Raw genomic sequence first — 18491 nt, 5'->3', positions numbered from 1 at the left:
CGCTCTGGTGCGCTGCTGAGCCCGCCTCTCCGGGTCAGGGGGCTTGAGGGATATCCTCAAGCCCCCTGAGGATTCGCCTCCACAGCGACTGCTTGTTCCGTTGAGGGGCGTTTCCGGCTTCTCAAGCCCACAGCTCCATTTCGCTCTGGTATCCGCGTTCAGTTCAGTTTCAATTGCCACTCGGTAAAGGTCGACCAGGGCGCAAAGCCCAGTTTGATGTTGATCCCCAGCATGGCAGCGTTCTCCTTGGCGTTGTTGGTCTGGACCCATCGGGCGCCCTCACAGTGGGCACGGATGTGGTCCAGCATGGCCGCCTTGACCCACTTGCCCAGCCCCTGCCCGCGCGCGTCGGGCCGCACGGCAGTCGCGCCCTGAAAGACCGGGCCCTGGCGCTCAGGCATCCAGAACACCTCGCTGTAGGCAACAAGTTCCCCGGTGCGCGTGTCCTCGACGGCCATCAGGGTGCGGATCTCGCCAGATTCCTCAATCATGGCGTCCCAGGCGCGAATCATCTCGGGGGTGATGGTCCAGTCGTCCTGTTCCAGGTCACCCTTGGGCGCCGTATTCATGACCATCATCATCTGCGCGGCGCGCTCAAGGTAGTCGTCGGGCACTGTTAGCCAGACGTGCAGGCGGTAAGGGTCGCCTTCGGGCCGAACCTGCCACTCGCGCAGCAGGTTCTGGTCCAGGCCGGCCAGGGGCAGGCGGCTCTGGCGCATGGGCAGCGCGGCCTGGGCCCCCAAGGTCTGGGCGTAGGCCTCGCCGGCTGGCACGCGGCTGGTGGTGCCAAACGTCACCACGGTGCGGCCCAGGCGCGCGGCCTGGTCGCGCAGCGCGGCGCCCACCGCGCGGCCCAGCCCACGTTGCCGCCAGTCCGGGGCGACCAGCAGCCGGGCGTGCGCCATGTGGGTGTTCTGCTCGGTGTCGTATTCCAGGGTGCCCCAGGCGACAGCGCGCGCGCCCTGCCACACCACCAGGTGGGATTTGCGTTCGGTGGGCAGCTGATGGGTCAGGCCCAGCGCCTCTTTTTCGGGCACCAGGGGCGGGTCGTCGGGGTTGGCGAAGGCAAAGCCCTCGGCCAGCAGGCGGCCCACTGCCAGGCGCTGCTCGGGGGCAGCGGTCTGCGGGTCAAAGGGACTGACCGGCAGCGGGCCGGCAGCAGGGTCGGTCTGGGCCATCTCAGCCTGGTCAGGAACAGAGGTCATGCTGGCAGTGTGAACCTCGCCGGTCTGTCTCACATGCGCCGGATGGCGGAGGGGCGTGCTTAAGGCCGTGCCCTGGTCTCTGGAGTTCCCTGTGCTCATGTCGCGCGTAGTGGTTTTGGGCTCATGGGAGAGCTGTACACGACTCACCCTTAGCGCGGTGGCCCGGCCAAATGAAGCGGCGCCCCGAAGAGGCAGTCGGCCACTGGCCAGCCACCCTCTACACTGGGCGGGTGCTGTCCTGCGCCATCGGCTTTGACGACGCGCCCTTTAAGCGGGCGCACCGGGGCAATGTGGCGGTGGTGGGCACCGTGTATGCCCGCCGTACCCTGCACGCGGTGCTGCGCGGCCAGGTGCGGCGCGACGGCCAGAACAGCACCGCCGAACTGGCCCGCCTGGCAGGGCAGACCACGCAGCCTGTGCAGCTCATCCTGTTGCAGGGCATTGCGCTGGCCGGCTTTAACGTGGTGAATATTCACGCGCTGCACGTCCAGACGGGCCTGCCGGTGCTGGTGGTGGCGCGCCGCGCGCCCGACCTGGACCGGATGCGCGCCGCCCTGCTGACCCAGGTGCCGGGCGGCGCCCGCAAATGGCGGTTGGTGCAGGCCGCCGGGCCGATGGAACCGTGCGGCGGCGTGTTCGTCCAGCGCGCCGGCCTGAGTCCGCAGCAGGCGCAGGCGGCGCTGGCAACCCTGACCGTCACCGGGCACATTCCAGAACCCCTGCGCGCCGCCCATCTGGTCGCCCGTGCCCTGGTGCAGGGGCACAGCCGGGGCGGCCGGGCCTAGCGGTAGAACGCAGGCAGTTTCAGGCGCAGCTGAAGTTCCAGCACACTGGCCTGTTCCTGCTGCTCGGCACTCAGCTGCCGCTCGATCTCCAGCCACAGGCTGCTCTTGATAAACACCACGTCACGCCACATGTCGGTGTTGGCAATTCTGGCCCAGGCGTAGGCCGCCACCAGGTCAGTCTCGCCGCCCGTTCCCCTGAGATAGGCCTGCGCCAGGTCGGTCATGGCCTGCTGGTCGCCCGCCACTGCCTGGGCTTCTAGGCGCGCGCGCAGGTCACCGGGCTGGGCGGCCGGCCCTGGGACTGCCAACACCGCTGACGACAGGGGTGGGGGCCGGTCCGGCAGCGCCACCACCGGGGCGTCGGCCCGCTTCAAGCGGCCTGCAAGAATGTCAGCTTCGCTGGCCCAGATCTGCGCCTGGGCCGCGTCGCGGGGACCGCCCAGTCCGTCTCTCAGCAGCACACTCAAATCCTGGGCGGCCAGGCCACTGCCCTCGATGGCCGCTTCCCGCAGCCAGTACCGGGCCAGCGTGAGGTTCTGCGGCGTAATCTTGCCGTCCCAGTAGGCCGCGCCCAGCAGCCGCTTGCCGTCCCGGTCCCCCGCGTCGGCGGCCTGCCGGAACAGGGTCATGGCCCGTGCTCCGTCGCGGGGCACCCCGGCTGTGCCGTCGCGCAGCATGGCCCCCCACGCCACCAGGCCGTCCGTATTGCCCAGCCCGGCGGCCTGCTCGTACAGCTGCGCCGCGCGGGTCAGGTCAGCGGTCACGCCCTGCCCCTTCTCGTACAGGGTGCCCAGCTGGTACGCCGAGAGCCCGGCGGCCCTGGTCTCATCGGCGCTGAGGGGCCGGTTGCTGCGGCGGCTGGTCTCGACCCAGTCCAGCGAGAGGGTCAGCAGCTGCGCGGCGTGGGCCACATCGGGCCTGTCCAGGGAGAGCAGGTAGCTGCCGTAGTAACTGCCGGCCTTCAGGTCAGTCAGGCTCAGCAGCTGAAGTTGCGGCTCGGTGTTCAGGCTCAGCAGCCACTCGTACCCGGCGGCCTCTCCGGCCTGCTGGGCACCCCCGAACCACAGCCGCGCCGTGTCCAGATTCCTGAGGCTGGCCTCGGTCTTGTAGAGATTGCCCAGCTGACCGTAAGCCGGCACGTAGCCCTGCTCAGCCGCGCGGGTCAGCCAGGTCAGGGCGGCAGGCACGTCTTTGGGAACACCAACGCCAGAGAGAAAAGCCGCGCCGCGCCGCCAGGCTGCCCGCGCGCTGCCCTGATCGGCCGCCTGACGCAGCAGGTCGGCGGCGCGGGCCAGGTTACGGCCAGGCCAGTCTGCCTGGTACACCGACGCCAGCAGCAGGGCGTTTTCGGCCAGTTCGCCCGAAAACCCGCCGCTGCCTAGCCCTTCCAGCAGCGTCACGGCCTGTGCGTAGCGCCGGTCCTGGTAGGCCAGCAGCGCCAGCAGCCGCTGGGCCGCAACGTCGCCCCGGCCATCTCCAGTGGCGGCCGCCTGGCGGTAGTGGTCACTGGCCGCCGCCGCGTCCTTCAGCAGGCCCGGTGCGCCCTCCTGAAACAGCCGCCCCAGCAGGTAGTGGGCCTGGCCGGCCGCAGCCCGGTTGGCGGTCTGGCCAGCGGCGGCGCGCAGCCAGCCCTGCACCTTCGCCGTGTTCTCTGGACTGGGGGCCAGGCGACCCACCAGGGCGGTATCGGCCCAGAGGAACCGCTCGCTCAGGCGCAGCCTGGCCGTGAGGTCGCCCGCCTGGGCAGCCCCCTGGCGCAAAACCAGCGCCTGCACCAGGTCGGCTGGGACACCCGGCGCCCCGCGTTCGTACAGGTCGGCCAGCAGGTTCACGCCGCGCAGGTCTGCGGTGGCCGAGCGCAGCAGTTCGGCGGCGCGCGGCGCGTCCTGGGGCACGCCGGGTTGGCCCGTCAGCAGCAGCGCAGCCAGCGCCACTTCCAGGGCGTCCTGGCCGCTGGTTCTTGTCAGGCCCTGCTGGTATTGCTGGGCGGCTCCAGCCCAGTCGCCGCGCCCTTCTACCAAGCGCCCCAGGTTGAGAAAGCCCCGGGGGTCCCCCTGTTCAGCCAGGCGGGTTAACCACTGCTCCGCTTCGCGGAGGTCAGCATTCAGGCCCTGTCCAGTCTCCAGCAGCCGCGCCAGGGCGGCCATGCCGTCACGGTTGGCGCCCTCGGCCGCCAGACGGTAGAGCCGCGCCGCTTCTTTCAGGTCGCGGGGAACGCCCTGGCCCTGCTCGTGCTGCTCGGCCAGCCGGAAAGCCGCGCCGGCCTGACCTGAATCGGCGGCGCTGGCGGCCGGCAGCCGGGTCAGCTGCGCCAGCCAGTACGCCGCTCGCTGCGGGTCAGGCCGGATAGTCTGGCGGCCCACGGTCACGCCCGTCCGGTAAAGGCCAGTTAGGCGCTCGGCGGCGCGGGTGTCCCCGGCCGTGGCCCAGCCTTCAAGCAGCTTCAGTGCCTCGGCTGCGTCCTGAAAGCGGGCCAGGTCAGGTCGCCCCTCGAAGGGCCAGGCGCCCAGCAGCAGGTCGGGTAGCACCTCCTGCGCAAAGAGGGTGTCTTTGGAGTTGGCGTTCTGGGCGGCGGCCCGGCGCAGCCAGGTCAGGCCCTCGGCGTGGCTGGTGGGCGCTGCTCTGTCCTGAAGGAGATGAAACCCCAGTAGCAGCTGCGCGGCTCCGAAGCCCCTCTCGGCGGCTGGCCGGTACAGGATCAGTGCGCCCGCCAGGTCCTCATAGACCTGCTCGGTGATGTAGCCCATCTCGAACAGCGCTTCGGCGTCGCCGGCCGCCGCCAGGGGCCGCAGCTGGAACAGCGCCGTGTCATAGTCCCGCGCCGCGAGGGCCTGGCGCGCTTCGGGCCACCCGGCCTGGGCGGTGCCCAGCAGCGCGGCGCCGCACAGCAGCAGCGAGCAGGTCAGCCGGCCCGTTCGTCCCCTGAAGGTCATGCTCCAGTGTGCGCCACCGTCAGCCTGTCATGTGGGTTGCCCCCACTGGCGGGAGGCGGTCGCCGCGCAGGGGGCCCTGTGCCGGTCAGCCGCCCAACTGTGAATGCTTCCATCAGGTGCCATCAGCGCACGGTCATACGCGCGCGGCACACTGCCTGGCATGAAAGCGAACCTGACTGCCCTGCTGGCCCTCGGCACCGCCGCCACCCTGAGTGTGGCGGGCGCCCAGGCCAAAATCAGCGCCCAGAGCATCATCGTGAACCCCACTCAGCCAGACCTTCAGGTCAGCGTGCGGGTGAGCAAGGACACCAGCGGCACCCAGAACCCTGCCTACCGCGTGGGCGAGGCCATTACCGTGAGCGCCACCGTGAACCGGGACGCCTACGTGTACCTGTTTAACGTGAACCCCGACGGCAGCGTGGACCAGATCCTGCCCAACCGCCTGAGCGGCGAGAACTTCGTCAAGGCCAACACCACCAAGAGCTTCCCGGCTGCCGGCGACAACTTCACCTACAGCGTGGAGGGCCCTATCGGGCAGAACAAGGTGCTGGCGCTGGCCAGCCTTACGCCCCTGAACCTCGACCAGATCAGCTCGTTTAAGACCGCGCAGGATCAGTTTGCGACCGTTTCTACCCAGGGCGGTCAGGCCGGACTGGCGCAGGCCCTGAGCATTGTGGTCAACCCCCTGCCCCAGAACAGCTGGGTGAGTGACACCGCCTTCTACACCGTGGCCGCACAGAACCCGGTCAGCACCGGCAGCCTGTTCGTGGGCACCAACGTGAACAACGCCACCGTGACCCTCAATGGGCAGCGACTGGGCGGCGCCAACGTCACCTACAACAACCTGCGTGCGGGCACCTACCCTGTGCGCGTTCAGGCCCCCGGCTTCTCGGACTACACCACCACGGTGGCCATCCGGGCCGGCGGCACGACCAACTTGAACGTGGAGTTTGCCCAGCCCCTGACGGCGGTGCCGGCCCCCGTGAACACCGGCAGCCCCGTCCTGGACTTTATCGGTAACCTGCTGGGCGCCATTGCCGGCACCACCCTGCAAGACCCCGCCCGCAGCGCCTACGACCAGAAGGTGCGTGAACTCCAGACCGACGGCTACGCCCTGCAGCAGACCCGCACGACGGGCAGCGGTTACAGCGGCACCCTGGTGCGCGGCAGCAGCACCGTGACCCTGAATGTGGACCGGGGCGCCAACCGCACCGTGCGCGTCAACGTCAACGAAACCACCACCTACCGTTACTAAACGGCAGCAAGCAGCGGCGGCCCCTGGGTATCTTCAGGGGCCGCCGCTTTGTCTTTGTGGATCTGTCGGGTCTGTTTTGGAGGCTGAACAAAGCAGACAGAAGCTGATTTACGCCTGCATCTGCTCCTGTACGAAGCTCATCAGGCCTCTGATGTATTCCCGGTCAAAGCGGAAGTCGACGCCTGCTGCGCGGTATAGCTCGGGGATGCTGACCGTGCTGCCCAGGCGCAGGCTGGCCTTGTAGGCATTCAGCGCGCCCTGGGGGTCGGTCTGGGCGCCGCGCCACACGCCCACTGCGGCCAGGTAGCACATGGCGTATTCGATGTAATAAAAGGGCACCTGGAAGATGTGGTAATACTGCCAGCCTTTGGCCCGGATCGTCTCGTCCAGGCCGTCCCAGTTGACGAACGGGTGGAAGGTGCGGTCGAGTTCCAGCCACTTGGCGTCCAGATCGGCAACTGTGACATTCTCGCCGGCCTCGGCATAGAGCCAGTGCTGGAACGCGTCCATCTGCGCGGCCCACGGCAGGAAGGCGATAACGCCCTGAAGCTGCTTCTCGCGGTAGCGGGCCAGCTCATCCGGGGTAAACACATGACCCAGGTGGTCCAGCGTCAGGAACTCCATCGCCATGCTGGGAATCTCCACAAACTCGATGGGACTCCAGCGGTTCATGCCCAGCGGCTGGGCGTCGCCGCTGTAAAAGCCGTGGAAGGCGTGCCCCACCTCGTGAAACAGCACGCGCACGTCCTCGGCGGTGCCGACCACGTTCATCAGGACAAAAGGTTCATTCGTGGTGGGAAAGTACGAGCAGTAGGCGTGGGTCATCTTGCCTGGACGTGATTCGAGGTCCAGCAGGCCACTGACGCGCATCTGGGCAAAGCGGTCCGCTAGGTCGGCGTCTAGCCCTTCAAAGGCCGTCTGGGCCAGGGCCTCAAGCTGCGCGCCGGTTTTAAACGGTGTCAGGGGTGCGCGGGCCTGGTCGTCCAGCAGGTTGTTGCGGTTGTAGTCCCAGGGGCGCAGGGTGTCCAGGCCCAGGCGGCCGGCAATCTGGGCGGTCATGGCGCTGACCAGCGGCACGACCTCGTCGCGCACCGCCTCGTGAAAGGCGCGGCAGTCGGCAGGTGTGTAGTCCACCCGGTCCAACTCTTTCCAGCGCAGGTCGCGGTAGTTGGCCTGATCGGCGTTGCGCGCCAGCGCCCGGCGGGTGGTCAGCAGGTCCAGCATCACCGCGTCCAGGTCGGGGGCCAGGGCGGCGTTGCTGGCCGCCAGCGCCCGCCACGCGGCTTCGCGGCGCTCGCGGTCAGGGTTGTCCAGCAGCTGCTTGGCCTGCGGAATGGTCAGCTCCTCGCCGCCCAGCGTCACCGTCTGGTTGCCAGTTAGCACGGAATGCCGGTTCTTCTGCTCCTCATGCGTCACGCCCAGGGTCACGTTGGCTTCACGGAACAGGGCCGCCTCTTCTTTCAGGCGGCGGTAAAGCTGGGTCACGTCGGGGGCCGGTACGTATCCGGGCACGGCCAGCAGTTTCTGGGTCATGGCGTTCTGGGCGCGTTCCCACTGCGGACTGACCTCACTGATGAAAGCCTGTTTGCGCGCCTGAATGTCCTTGCTGGCCGTGTTCAAGTCGGCGCGGACTGACAGTTTGGCGCTTACGTCGGCCAGTTCGCTGCCCAGCGCGTTCCACTCGGCCAGCCACGCGGGCACCTCGCGGGCGTCCAGGGGCCGCTCCAGCAGCGCCTCAAAGCGCGGGGCGTAGGTGGTCCAGGCGCTCGCCGCCGGAGATACGGTCAATTTGGTTTCAGTGGCGCGGCGGTCAGGGGCAGAAGCCGTCATGCCGCGAGTGTACTCCGCGTTGGTGGCAGGTGTCCGGGCCGGTGGTCAGCCGGCCGGCTGACTGGAGTGGCCGGCTGAGCGGCGCGGCCCAGCTGAAGCGGCCAGTCCAATTGCTGGTCCTCTTACGAAGGCGTGGAGCGGGGCGGCTTGGCCGGACGGGGGCCCCGCCCCATGTCGGGCTGGGCCTTCAGCTCGGCTTCCGTCATGCGGCGCAGGCTGGCGGCCGGCACATTCTGAAGCAGGCCCTGGTCGGTGGCCACATCCACCGTGCCGGCCAGAGGATGCAGTTTGGTGACCTTGCCGCAGGCCCCCGAGCCTTCGTGGCACACGCGGGCGTTCTTGCGCGGCAGGTCCTTGAGCAGGTCGAGGTACTGGGTGTGCTCAAACTGCAAGCAGCACAGCAGGCGCCCGCAGGGTCCCGAGAGCTTTTCGGGGTTCAGGGGTAGCTGCTGATCTCTTGCCATGCGGATGCTGACGGGCGCAAAGTCTTGCAGGTGCGTCGAGGAGCAGTTCTCGCGGCCACACGCCCCCAGAGTGCCGATCATCTGCGCCTGCTCGCGTGGGCCCACCGCCGCAAAATTCACGCGGGCGCGGGTGTGGGCCCGTACCTCACCGATCAGGCCCGTGAGTTCAATGCGCTCGTCGGCGCTGTAGCTGACGGTGACCAGGCTCTCGTCCAGCGTGAACTCGACGGCCACCACCTTGACCGGCAGGCCGCGCTGCCGGGCGCGGGCACGCAGCAGCCATTTGAGATCCTCGCCCGCGCGGTGCAGGTCTTCCCAGTGGGTCAGGTCCTCGGGGGTGGCCGCGCGCAGCACGGCGCCGTAGCGCTCCTGCGGCTGGGGGTCGCGGCCCTCGCCGCGCACGGTGGCCACCTCGGGGCCGCGCTTGCCCTGCACCACCACGCGCGTGCCGGCCGGATACGCCGTCTCGCTCAGCATGGCGTGAAGGCGGGGGCTGCGCTCAAAGCGGATGGGCAAGACGACCATTGCCGCTCAAGATGTCACGCCTGGCCGGGGGCCGTCGAGACCAGAGGCACAAAGGGAGCGAGGTGGCAGCGGTGTGCAGGCCTGGGGCCGCGCAAGAGCATGTCTGCCAGGGTTCGCGCACCTATATGTTTCCGCAAGCAGGGTCTGGGCAGAGCTGAGAGTTTCCGGTTCGTTGACACTCAAAAGGGACAGCATTCAGGCCAGACAGGGCCGGTAGGTTCGCTCAGCCGCTTACCCCGGCGCCACTCCAAGTTATGACCCTGTGGTCCGCTCCATACAAAGGCTGGGCGAACATGCACTGTCCGCCCAGCCAGGAAAAAAGCTGCTCCGGCTAGTGGCGCTCGGCCAGCACTTCGATTTCCACACGCACGTCGCGCGGCAGCCGGGCCACCTGCACGGTGCTGCGGGCCGGGTAGGGCGCGCGGAAATGGGCCTCATACACGGCGTTCATGGCGGCGAACTCGTTCATGTCCGCCAGAAACACAGTGGTCTTGACCACGCGGTCCAGGTCGGTGCCTGCGGCTGCCAGAACAGCCTTCAGGTTGGCGATCACCTGTTCGGTCTGCTCGGTAATGCCGCCTGCTACCAGGTCGCCTGCGGGCGTCAGGGGAATCTGGCCGCTGGTCACGACCAGATTGCCAAAGGTAACCGCTTGACTATAGGGGCCAATGGCGGCGGGGGCCTGGGCCGTTTCGATAATTTCTTTCATGCCCAGCAGCATACCTGCGCGGCTGCGGCCTCAGGCGCGGGTCTCTGTGACGGCGCTGTTGTCGGTGGCCGGAGGCTGGCCCAGGCCGGGCAACACAGCGCTGGGCGGCCGCAGCGGCGCCGGTGGCCGGCGCATCAGGCGCTGCCCCACCAGCAGCACCAGCAGCAGCACCGTGCCGATCAGGCCAATGGGCACGCGGCGCTCGGGGACCAGCATGATGCCCAGCAGCGTGAAATAGGCCAGCATCAGCAGAATGTAGCTGTGCAGGCTGCTGCCGCGCTGGGCGCTGAGCAGCGTGTCTACATACATCGGGCCGTCGTCACGGCGCGGCGGCAGCGCGTAGGACGGCGCACGTCCCGGCCGCTGAAGATCCACAATCAGTGCCGTGATGTTGTCCGGCCCGCCCCCGTCGTTGGCGGCGTTGATGAGCAGCCGGGCAGTGGCTTCGGGGGGCAAGGGCCGTGCCAGGATGGTCAGCATGTCCTGGTCGGTCACTACAGCGCTCAGGCCGTCGCTGCACAGCAGCAGGCGGTCACCAGCCTGAACCTCCAGCCCGTACAGTTCCAGGCGCACCCGTTCCTCGCCGCCCAGGGCGTTGCTGACCACACTGCGCCACTGGTGGTCACGGGCCTCGTCTTCGGTCATGTGGCCCAGGCGCACCTGTTCGGCCACCCACGAGTGGTCCTCGGTCAGGCGGTGCAGCTGCCCGCCGCGTAGCAGGTACGCCCGCGAGTCCCCTACATGCGCCAGCAGCGCTGCCCCCCGGTCGATCAGGGCGGCCAGCAGCGTGGTGCCCATGCCCACATATTCCCCGACTGCGTGGCGCAGCACCGTCACATTGGCGGCCTGCACCGCTCCGGCCAGGCGGGCCGGTGGGGTGCCCCGCGCGTCCAGGTAGGCCTGACTCAGGGCGTCCAGGGCCAGATTGGCGGCCAGTTCGCCGGCCGCGTGGCCGCCCATGCCGTCGGCCACCGCGTACAGTCCGCCCTGCGGCAGGTCCAGCGCTAGCGCCGCGTCCTGGTTGACGCCGCCCTGGCGCTGACGGCCCACATCGGTCAGCAGACCAGATGTCAGCACGGGCGTCGCGGGGGCGCGCATGAGACCAATATAAGCCACCTTCCGGCCAGGGTCAGATGAGGGGGAGGAAAAGGGAAGCCCCCTCAATCCGGGGCGCCGGGCAGTTGCCCCTGGAGCCACAGCATCAGGGCCTGCGCGCTGGCGGGGTTGGTGGCCAGTGGCACGTCATGCACGTCGCACAGCCGCACCAGGGCCGACACATCCGGTTCATGGGGCTGGGCGGTCAACGGGTCGCGAAAGAAAAACACTGCCAGCACCCGGTCCTCGGCCAGTCGCGCCCCAATTTGCTGGTCGCCGCCCAGTGGCCCCGACAGGACCCGTTCGACCTGAAGCCCCGTCTGCTTTTCCAGGATGCCGCCCGTGGTGCCGGTGGCCACCAGTGGGAAATGGCCCAGCACGTCCTTATACGACAGGGCAAACAGAGCCAGTTCCAGCTTTTTCCGGTCGTGGGCAATCAGCGCCACCTGGCGGCGGGTGGCGGGGGCCTGGGCGGTCATGGCGCCGATTGTGACATGCCACAGGTCCAGCGCCTAACAGGGGAGGGGGCGGCAGTTTCCAGCTGAACCAGGCTCACGCCTGGTCCGCACGGTGCATAAAGATCAGCCAGCACTGTTCTCTTCCTGTCTTGCGACAACAGCGCATTACTCATTTCCACGTGGGGCTGATGCGCTCCTCAGTGGGAATGAAAGACTTCGCAGAGGCTCTGTCAAGGATTGGATGGTGTCGTCTTCATTCATTGCAGCGCCTGAACCTGATCTGTTGCACCGTCTGGTCTCACCCGGCACCGCCCTCAATGCGAATCCGGCGGTAGCGGGCCTGCACCACACACCAGACGCCGTAGCACAGCGTTCCCAGAGCGACGGCCCCCAGCAGCACGTTGCCGGCGGCCTGTTCACGCAGCCAGGTCAGCACCTCGGACATCCCGGCAGCCTGACTGGCCTGCCCGCGCCACGCGGCGACCAGAGCGAAACTGCCGATCAGGAGCATCAGGACGCCGCGCGCCGCGATACCCACCTGACCAATCCGGCTCAGGGCCTGTTCGGTGCGCGCCCCCATGTCGTGAAAGGCCATGTGCTTCATGAACTTGGCCCCGTAGGCGATATACAGCTGATTGGCCGCTATGCCCAGCAATATCAGTCCAACCACGCCCAGGAGCAGCTGCCCTGCGGGCAGATTCAGTACCGTCCTGGCCGCCTGATCTTCGCTGTTCTGCTGCCGGGCCATGTCGCCGCGCAGCGCCAGCTGAGCCGTGAAAAAAGCCAGGCCCGCGTTGGCCCCGGCGCTCAGGCCATAGCCGGCGCGCTTGACCAGACCCTTGGCCCCGGCGCCCTGGTGTTCAGGGTCCAGCACCGCGCGAATCAGCTGCCACAGGGCGTAGCCCACCAGGCCGGCGGCCAGAAGCCACAGCAGCGCCGACCCGGCCGGAATGTCCTGAAGCCGGATCAGGGCGCCCTGCGAATCAGTGGTGGCGCCGCCGCGCCCCAGGGCGACCCCCAGTGCCAGCAGCCCCACGGCGCCGTAGACCACGCCCTTGCTGGCGTAGCCGACACGGGCCAGCAGTTCCAGGCCCGGCGCCGCGTGTTCGGTGGCGACTCTGGCCCCCTGCTGCGCGCGGTGAACGCCGCTCTTGACGTGCGAGGCCAGCTCCTCGCCGGTATGTTTCAGGTCCGCCATGTGGGGTGCAGTGTGCCTGGTTCCTGGCCAGGAACGGGTCTGCGGGCCGACCTCCTTTTCTTGACCAGACACATGTCGTCCCTTCATCCACAGGGCTGTGCGCGCGGGGCATCGGCAAAACCCCCAGTCTGTTGGGACTGGGGGCACTGGGCACGGACGTTTTAGCTCAGGGCAGTTCCAGCTCGAAGTCGCTTACGTCGTCCAGGTACTCGGTCATCCAGGCTTTCAGGGCCGCTTTGGTGTAGCCGCCGCCGATAAACAGGGTCGAGTCCAGGTAGTACGCCCCTTCATAGATGTAGGCCTGGGTGTAATAGTTGCTGTTCCAGTCGTTGGTCAGTTCCAGGTCCAGGCTATCTTCGTCGTCACTGTAGTCCCAGGACACGCTGGCGGTGGCGCGGCCACAGACATTGGCCTTGCAGTTGCTCAGCCACAGGCTGACTTCATAGTCGCCGGCCGTGACCGTCAGGGTGGGGTCGCTGTCGGCGCTCACCGGCTCCACGGTGACCTTGTAGCCCGCTTCACGCAGGGCGGCGGCCAGGGCGGTGGGGGTGCTGGCCAGCACCTGTGAAGCGACAGGGGCGCCCGCGCTGCCCGCCAGAGCAGTGGAGGAGACGAGAGACAGCAGCAGGCCCGTGGACAGCAGTTTTTTCTTCATGCCTTAGCGTACGACGCCCGGCCGCAAAATGTGAGCTGCTTTAGGATGAGGTGTGAGTCTCATTTTCTTAATGATTGGTTTCTCTTACTATGAGCAATATGACTGCTCCTGCGCCTGCCCGCCGCAAACGCACCTTTGGGGTGTATATCGGCCGCTTTGAACCGCCCCATCAGGCGCACCTGCTGGTGATGCTCGAAGCCCTCCAGAGTGTGCAGAAGCTGATTGTGGTGATTGGCAGCGCGCGGGCCGCCCGCAACATCAAGAACCCTTTTACAGCCGACGAACGCCAGGAGCTGATTGTGGCGATGCTGCGCGACGCTGGTGTTCCGCGTGCCCGGCTGCTGTTCGTGCATGTGCGCGACTACTTTTACAACGAGGCGCTGTGGCTCTCGGAGGTGCAGGGCGGGGTGGCGGGCCACACGCGCGGCAGCACCGATATCGCCCTGATTGGGCACATCAAAGACGAGAGCAGTTATTACCTGAGGTCCTTTCCAGCCTGGGAATTTATCCCGACCCATGTGGTCAGTCCTCTGAGCGCCACCGATGTCCGCACCGCCTACTTTGAGAACCGTTTGCACGACGTGCAGGAGATGGTGCCGGCCAGCATCCACGCCTTTCTGGACCGCTTTCGCGCCGGCCCTGAGTTTCAGGAATTGCAGACCGAATACGACTATCTGAGGCGCTACCGCGCGGCCTGGAAAGACGCGCCTTTTCCGCCTATTTTCGTGACCACCGACGCCGTGGTGGTCAAGAGCGGCCATGTGCTGCTGGTGCGCCGGGGCGGCCTGCCGGGGCGCGGCCGTCTGGCGATGCCCGGCGGGTTTCTGGAGCAGGACGAACCGCTGCTGACCGGCTGTATCCGCGAAGTGCATGAAGAAACGGGCCTGGGCGCCGGGCTGGACCTCGCCGCCCACCTGCGGGCCCAGGCCGTTTTTGACTATCCCAGCCGCAGCCTGCGCGGGCGCACCGTTACCCACGCCTTTCACTTTGACCTGGGCCTGGGGCAACTGCCCCGCCTGAGTGGCGGCAGCGACGCCAGCGAGGCCCTGTGGGTGCCGCTGAATGACGCCCTGGGCCAGCCCGAGCAGTTTTTCGAGGACCACCACGCGATTGTTGAGCATTTTGTGATGAGGGGGTAGGGGCGGATGAGTTGGCCTGCCTGGCCAGGGGTGCCCCACCCCCCAGCCCCCTTCCCCAAAGGGGTAGGGGGAGCAGCGCTGCGCTCGGCAAGAGTTTCGACTGGCGTTGGCGAGGTTGGACGCTTCGTCCCTGTGTCTGGCCTCGACGCCATCCGCTGCCCATCGGAAGGGCCTGCGCGCTGCGCGCACAATGGCCTCGCTTGGACCTGGGCGGTGGAGGAGCAGGAAGGCTTGGTGCGGCCCAGAGGTTCTACTTTTAAAGGGCGCTGAAGCCAGAGCCTCTTTTCAAAAGTAGAACCTCGCGTTTGAAGCGTTCTCACTCGGCGGCTATACGGGGTCAGCAACGGAAGCCGTCGTGCGCGGAGCGCGCGGGCGTGGGGCGATGGGCGGAGCCTGACCACGGCGTCCACACCGTAGAAAGACCTGGCCTCCCCGCTGCGTCAGTCAACCCCTGCCCAGTGCCAACGTCTGCTCCCCCTGCCCCTCTGGGGGAGGGGGCTGGGGGGTGGGGCACCCCCGGCCGGAGAGGCCAACCTCCCAACCCCACACCGTGACCCAATCCCCCTCCCACCATCCAGCACGCCCTTACACTGAACCCCGTGCTGCCCGCTCGCTCGCCCTTTGCCCGCCTGGACGGCTTTCTGCGCGACACGCTGGGCAGCGGCGCGACCCGTCTTCACGAGGAAGAGGCAGAGGGTGCCCGGACCGTCAGCGTCACCGACCTGGGCTGGAGCGGCGCCGTAGCGCGCGGGTTTGGTTTCCCCGAGGTCTACGCCCACCAGGCCCAGACTTACCGCCTGATGCGGGAAGGCGGACACGTCATCATCACGACGCCGACCGCCAGCGGCAAAACGGGGGCCTTTTTTCCCGGCGTCTTTGACCGATTGGAACGCGATCCCAGTGCCACCGCCCTCTTCGTCTACCCCCTGGTGGCCCTGGGGCAGGACCAGCGCGACAAGCTGCTGACTTTCCGTGAGCGCGGCGGCTTTCCCTGGGAGGTGGCGTCGTTTCAGGGCTCGGCCCAGGGCGGCGAGGTGTTTAGGCCTGGCGTCCGCATGGTCACGGCCACGCCCGACAAACTGCACTGGTCCCTGACCCAGCCTGGCGTGCGCGAGTTCCTCAGAGGGCTCTCGTTTCTGGTGCTGGACGAGGCCCACACCTACCGGGGCGGCTTTGGCTCGGAGGTGGCCGGGATGGTCCGGCGCCTGCTGGCCCTGGCCCGCGCGCTGGGGGCGAACCCTCAGGTGGTGCTGAGCACGGCCACCATCGGCAACCCGGCCGAATTTGCCCGGGAGCTGACCGGCGTGGACGCCACCGAGGTCAGCGAGTCCGGCGCCGCCCGGCACGGCAAACGGTTCGTGCTGGCCGACCACAGAGGGCAGCCCCGCCGCTTCTGGAACGCGGTGATGGACGCCTCGGAACGCTACGACCTGAAGGTGCTGGCCTTTTTCCGGGGCCGCTCACGCGCCGCGCGGCTGTATTCCACTTACCGGGCCCAGCCGGGATACGCCCGCCGCGCCCACCTGTATATGGCCGGCACCAGCGACCGCGAGGGCCGCCTCTCTGAGTTCCGGCGGGCCCGCAGCGGGGTCATGTTTGCCACGAACGCGCTGGAAGCCGGCGTGGACATCGGCGACCTGGAAGTGGTGATTATCGACGGCTATCCCGGCAGCCGCATGGCCTTTCGTCAGATGGCGGGCCGCGCGGGGCGCATTGCGCCGGGGCTGGTGCTGTACCTGCCGGCCCTGAACGAACAGGGGGTACCGCTGCCGGCCGACGCTTTTTACAGCAACGCGGGCAATTTTCTAGACCTGCTGACCGGCCCCATTGAAAAGGCCGTGGTGGAGGCGCAAAACCCCTACCTCTCACCCCGGCACCAGGCGCGGGCCAACGAGGAATTCCGTCTGGCTGGCCTGCCTGCGCCCCACGAACCGCGCCCGGCCCCCCGCTACTGGAATCTGCGCGGCGAGGGCAGCCTGAAATACGCCGTTGTGGAGGCCGCCGACTGGGAGCGCCTGGGATCAAAGGCGCTGGACACGCCGCTGGAAAGCCCCAGCCAGCACTACGCCCTGACGGAAAAGCACGAGGGCGCCGTCTTTACCCTGGACGGCCAGGGCTATAAGGTGCTGCGCTGGGACGAGCACCCGGCGGGCACGGCGATTGTGGTCGAGCGCTATGAGGCTGCCAACCTCTTTACGCGCGGGCTGTCGGCCACGCTGGTGACGCCGGTGCAGATGGGCGAGTGGGTACGGCGCGGGCCGCTGGCCTACCGCTGCGGCGAAGTGAGTATTCGGCGGCGCTACGCGGGCTACCAGATGCTGCGGCAGGTCTTCGAGCGGGTGTGCGTGGGCTGTGACCGCGAACCCGGGCCCACCGAACGCAGTTGCGCCCGCTGCGGGGGCCGGATTCAGGACCGCATGCAGGACCACCGGCTCTCGGAACACCTGTACGAGCAGCCCACCGAGCTGCCGGCCTTCCGCACCAGTGCAGTTGAAATTGGCCTGGACCCCCGCGCCACCGAGCGGCCGACCGCCGTGGCCCATACCCTCAAGCACCTGCTGCACAAGGTCACGCCCGAACGGATTGCCTGCGACGAGAACGATCTGGCCAGCGCCTTTCGTGAGGGCCGAGACACCTATTTCTTCCTGTACGACGACTGGCTGGGCGGCCTGGGCGTGGCGCGGCGGGCGTATGAGCAGATGGACGCCCTGTTAGAGCGCGCCCTGGGGCTGGTGTCCAAGACCTGCTGCAACAACACTTATGGTTGCTACGAATGCATTGCGGTCAGCCGCTGCTTTTCACCCACCCTGCCCAGTGGCGAGCGCCGCCCCACCGACAAGCACGCCACGCGCCTGTTTCTAGAAAGCCTGCCGGGGATGGCGCCACTGGCCCAGCCTGAGGTGGTCTCCTTGCCGGGCGCCATCCCTCTGCCCGATGAGCCGGTCCTGCCGCCCAGCTGGCCGCTGCAAGCGCGTGAACTGCTGGACCTGCACGGCCTCTCTCTGCCCGAGGTCAGCGCCCGTTTGGGCATTCCCAGCCGGGAATTGCAGCGGGCGGTCAGCACCACCGAGCCGCTGAGGCTTCAGCATCCCAAGTTTGGCGTGGGCGTCTTTATGCAGGGCTTTCACCAGGGCGAGCGCCGCGAAGTGCTGGTGTACTTCCCAGGCGTGGGCCAGAAGCGCCTGCTGCTAAAATTTGCCGGTCTGACGGTCACTGAACGGCCAGCGGCGCCGGCATAAGCCCTGCGCTTGACCCCGCGCCTGGGGCGCCGCTATACTCATGCCCGCCAGAAATGGCGCCTGCTTTAGGGATATGGTGTAATGGCAGCACAACAGATTTTGGATCTGTTTGTCTAGGTTCGAATCCTAGTATCCCTGCCAGAATTCAGCGGCTCTCCGGTTTTCCGGGGGGCCGCTTCTGCATGGGCACCCGAATATGAGGCTGAACGTAACGCAGCTCATGTTCCGTCAGCTGGCCTTCACCGCCCGTCAGGCAGGGCGGCCTACTGTGAGGGTCAGAGCGCAGACGCTTCCCCTTCCCTTACCTGCACGGCCCTAAGCCGCGCAGAGAGGCGAACTGCGCCCACTGGAGTCCATCATGAACAAGCCTACTCTGCTCCTGACCCTGTCCGCCGCCCTGCTGGGCGTGTTCGCCGCGCCCGCCGCCGCTGCGCCGCAGCTGAGCACCCAGAGCATCATCGTGAACCCCACGCCCACCACCCTCGAAGCGCGGGTGTGGGTTGACCGCGACCGCAGCGGCAACGCCGTGCCCAACTACCGCGTGGGTGACCGCATCACGCTGTACACCTCGGTGAACGAGAACGCCTACGTGTACCTCTTCAACGTCAATCCTGACGGCAGCACCGACCAGATTCTGCCCAACCGCCTGTCAGGGTCCGGCAATAACTATGTGCGGGCTGGGCAGACGCGCGCCTTCCCCGCCACAGGTGACCGCTTTACCTTTGACGTGGCGGGCCCCAGAGGGCTGAACCGCGTGCTGGTCGTGGCCAGCCGCCGTCAGCTGAATCTGAGCGAACTCAGCTCGTACACGGCGGGGCAGGACTTTGCCACCGTGAAGCCCACGACCACCCCCGGCTTTGCGCAGGCCCTGAGCATCGTGGTGAACCCCGTCGAGAAGCCCATTCCCCAGAAGGACTGGACGAGCGACACGGCGAGCTACAACGTCAACTACTGAAGTTGACCAGAGAAGAGGAAGGGGGCCCAGAGCCTCCTTCTTCTGT

The 18491-nt window shown here is 67.6% G+C and carries 14 protein-coding genes and 1 tRNA gene; 6 read left to right on the top strand and 9 right to left on the bottom strand.

Going from position 1 to position 18491, the window contains the following annotated elements; genetic code table 11:
* Positions 1-158: 158 nt before the first annotated feature.
* Positions 159-1205, bottom strand: coding sequence for a GNAT family N-acetyltransferase (locus GO986_RS03735; protein ID WP_232337384.1), 1047 nt, complete (start codon positions 1203-1205; stop codon positions 159-161).
* 170 nt (positions 1206-1375) lie between these two features.
* On the opposite strand from GO986_RS03735, the gene GO986_RS03730 reads away from it, so the two are divergent.
* Positions 1376-1990 (top strand): endonuclease dU, encoded by a 615-nt coding sequence (locus GO986_RS03730; protein ID WP_157457917.1) that lies wholly within the window; start codon positions 1376-1378, stop codon positions 1988-1990.
* On the opposite strand, the gene GO986_RS03725 is transcribed toward GO986_RS03730, so the two are convergent.
* A complete protein-coding gene (locus GO986_RS03725) occupies positions 1987-4923 on the bottom strand; it encodes a tetratricopeptide repeat protein (protein WP_157457916.1) in 2937 nt (978 codons plus the stop codon). The genes GO986_RS03730 and GO986_RS03725 overlap by 4 nt on opposite strands.
* Positions 4924-5083: 160 nt before the next feature.
* Between GO986_RS03725 and GO986_RS03720 the strand changes: the two genes are divergently transcribed.
* Positions 5084-6178, top strand: coding sequence for a DUF4384 domain-containing protein (locus GO986_RS03720; RefSeq protein WP_157457915.1), 1095 nt, complete (start codon positions 5084-5086; stop codon positions 6176-6178).
* 108 nt (positions 6179-6286) lie between these two features.
* Here GO986_RS03720 and GO986_RS03715 read toward each other — a convergent pair whose 3' ends face one another.
* The 7 genes from GO986_RS03715 to GO986_RS03685 all read right to left on the bottom strand — a co-directional run bounded on the left by GO986_RS03715 (position 6287) and on the right by GO986_RS03685 (position 13112).
* Positions 6287-8008: a M3 family oligoendopeptidase gene (locus GO986_RS03715; protein ID WP_157457914.1), complete on the bottom strand. Its 1722-nt coding sequence runs from the start codon at positions 8006-8008 to the stop codon at positions 6287-6289.
* Positions 8009-8130: 122 nt separating this feature from the next.
* Positions 8131-8997 carry a PSP1 domain-containing protein gene (locus tag GO986_RS03710; protein WP_157457913.1) on the bottom strand — a complete coding sequence of 289 codons (867 nt, stop codon included), beginning with the start codon at positions 8995-8997 and terminating at the stop codon, positions 8131-8133.
* A 331-nt stretch (positions 8998-9328) separates the two neighbouring features.
* Positions 9329-9706, bottom strand: coding sequence for a RidA family protein (locus GO986_RS03705; protein ID WP_157457912.1), 378 nt, complete (start codon positions 9704-9706; stop codon positions 9329-9331).
* 30 nt (positions 9707-9736) lie between these two features.
* Positions 9737-10804, bottom strand: coding sequence for a PP2C family protein-serine/threonine phosphatase (locus GO986_RS03700; RefSeq protein ID WP_157457911.1), 1068 nt, complete (start codon positions 10802-10804; stop codon positions 9737-9739).
* Between the two features lie 62 nt (positions 10805-10866).
* A complete protein-coding gene (locus GO986_RS03695) occupies positions 10867-11280 on the bottom strand; it encodes a methylglyoxal synthase (protein WP_157457910.1) in 414 nt (137 codons plus the stop codon).
* Between the two features lie 277 nt (positions 11281-11557).
* On the bottom strand, positions 11558-12457 hold the full coding sequence (locus tag GO986_RS03690; RefSeq protein ID WP_157457909.1) for a DUF1206 domain-containing protein: 900 nt from the start codon (positions 12455-12457) through the stop codon (positions 11558-11560).
* Positions 12458-12623: 166 nt separating this feature from the next.
* A complete protein-coding gene (locus GO986_RS03685; RefSeq protein ID WP_157457908.1) occupies positions 12624-13112 on the bottom strand; it encodes a YbjN domain-containing protein in 489 nt (162 codons plus the stop codon).
* A 98-nt stretch (positions 13113-13210) separates the two neighbouring features.
* Here GO986_RS03685 and GO986_RS03680 point away from each other — a divergent pair, with 98 nt between their 5' ends.
* The 4 genes from GO986_RS03680 to GO986_RS03665 all read left to right on the top strand — a co-directional run bounded on the left by GO986_RS03680 (position 13211) and on the right by GO986_RS03665 (position 18445).
* Positions 13211-14251: a bifunctional nicotinamide-nucleotide adenylyltransferase/Nudix hydroxylase gene (locus GO986_RS03680; RefSeq protein ID WP_157457907.1), complete on the top strand. Its 1041-nt coding sequence runs from the start codon at positions 13211-13213 to the stop codon at positions 14249-14251.
* Positions 14252-14850: 599 nt separating this feature from the next.
* The gene (locus GO986_RS03675) at positions 14851-17490 is read left to right on the top strand and encodes a DEAD/DEAH box helicase (RefSeq protein WP_369409121.1); all 2640 of its coding nucleotides are present in this window, start codon (positions 14851-14853) and stop codon (positions 17488-17490) included.
* Between the two features lie 67 nt (positions 17491-17557).
* Positions 17558-17631 (top strand) — tRNA-Gln (locus tag GO986_RS03670).
* Positions 17632-17848: 217 nt separating this feature from the next.
* Positions 17849-18445 carry a DUF4384 domain-containing protein gene (locus GO986_RS03665; RefSeq protein WP_157457905.1) on the top strand — a complete coding sequence of 199 codons (597 nt, stop codon included), beginning with the start codon at positions 17849-17851 and terminating at the stop codon, positions 18443-18445.
* The last annotated feature ends 46 nt before the right edge of the window (positions 18446-18491 follow it).

It is taken from the genome of Deinococcus arboris, assembly GCF_009755355.1.
Classification (GTDB): domain Bacteria; phylum Deinococcota; class Deinococci; order Deinococcales; family Deinococcaceae; genus Deinococcus; species Deinococcus betulae.
The sequence above is the reverse complement of the archived record's forward strand: the minus strand, read 5'-3'. Positions and strand labels throughout refer to the sequence as shown.

What these genes read in the sequence shown, in the direction of transcription:
- GO986_RS03735 (WP_232337384.1), bottom strand. Translation starts at nt 1,205, where the DNA reads ATGACCTCTGTTCCTGACCAGGCTGAGATGGCCCAGACCGACCCTGCT.
- GO986_RS03730 (WP_157457917.1), top strand. Translation starts at nt 1,376, where the DNA reads ATGAAGCGGCGCCCCGAAGAGGCAGTCGGCCACTGGCCAGCCACCCTC.
- GO986_RS03725 (WP_157457916.1), bottom strand. Translation starts at nt 4,923, where the DNA reads ATGACCTTCAGGGGACGAACGGGCCGGCTGACCTGCTCGCTGCTGCTG.
- GO986_RS03720 (WP_157457915.1), top strand. Translation starts at nt 5,084, where the DNA reads ATGAAAGCGAACCTGACTGCCCTGCTGGCCCTCGGCACCGCCGCCACC.
- GO986_RS03715 (WP_157457914.1), bottom strand. Translation starts at nt 8,008, where the DNA reads ATGACGGCTTCTGCCCCTGACCGCCGCGCCACTGAAACCAAATTGACC.
- GO986_RS03710 (WP_157457913.1), bottom strand. Translation starts at nt 8,997, where the DNA reads ATGGTCGTCTTGCCCATCCGCTTTGAGCGCAGCCCCCGCCTTCACGCC.
- GO986_RS03705 (WP_157457912.1), bottom strand. Translation starts at nt 9,706, where the DNA reads ATGAAAGAAATTATCGAAACGGCCCAGGCCCCCGCCGCCATTGGCCCC.
- GO986_RS03700 (WP_157457911.1), bottom strand. Translation starts at nt 10,804, where the DNA reads ATGCGCGCCCCCGCGACGCCCGTGCTGACATCTGGTCTGCTGACCGAT.
- GO986_RS03695 (WP_157457910.1), bottom strand. Translation starts at nt 11,280, where the DNA reads ATGACCGCCCAGGCCCCCGCCACCCGCCGCCAGGTGGCGCTGATTGCC.
- GO986_RS03690 (WP_157457909.1), bottom strand. Translation starts at nt 12,457, where the DNA reads ATGGCGGACCTGAAACATACCGGCGAGGAGCTGGCCTCGCACGTCAAG.
- GO986_RS03685 (WP_157457908.1), bottom strand. Translation starts at nt 13,112, where the DNA reads ATGAAGAAAAAACTGCTGTCCACGGGCCTGCTGCTGTCTCTCGTCTCC.
- GO986_RS03680 (WP_157457907.1), top strand. Translation starts at nt 13,211, where the DNA reads ATGACTGCTCCTGCGCCTGCCCGCCGCAAACGCACCTTTGGGGTGTAT.
- GO986_RS03665 (WP_157457905.1), top strand. Translation starts at nt 17,849, where the DNA reads ATGAACAAGCCTACTCTGCTCCTGACCCTGTCCGCCGCCCTGCTGGGC.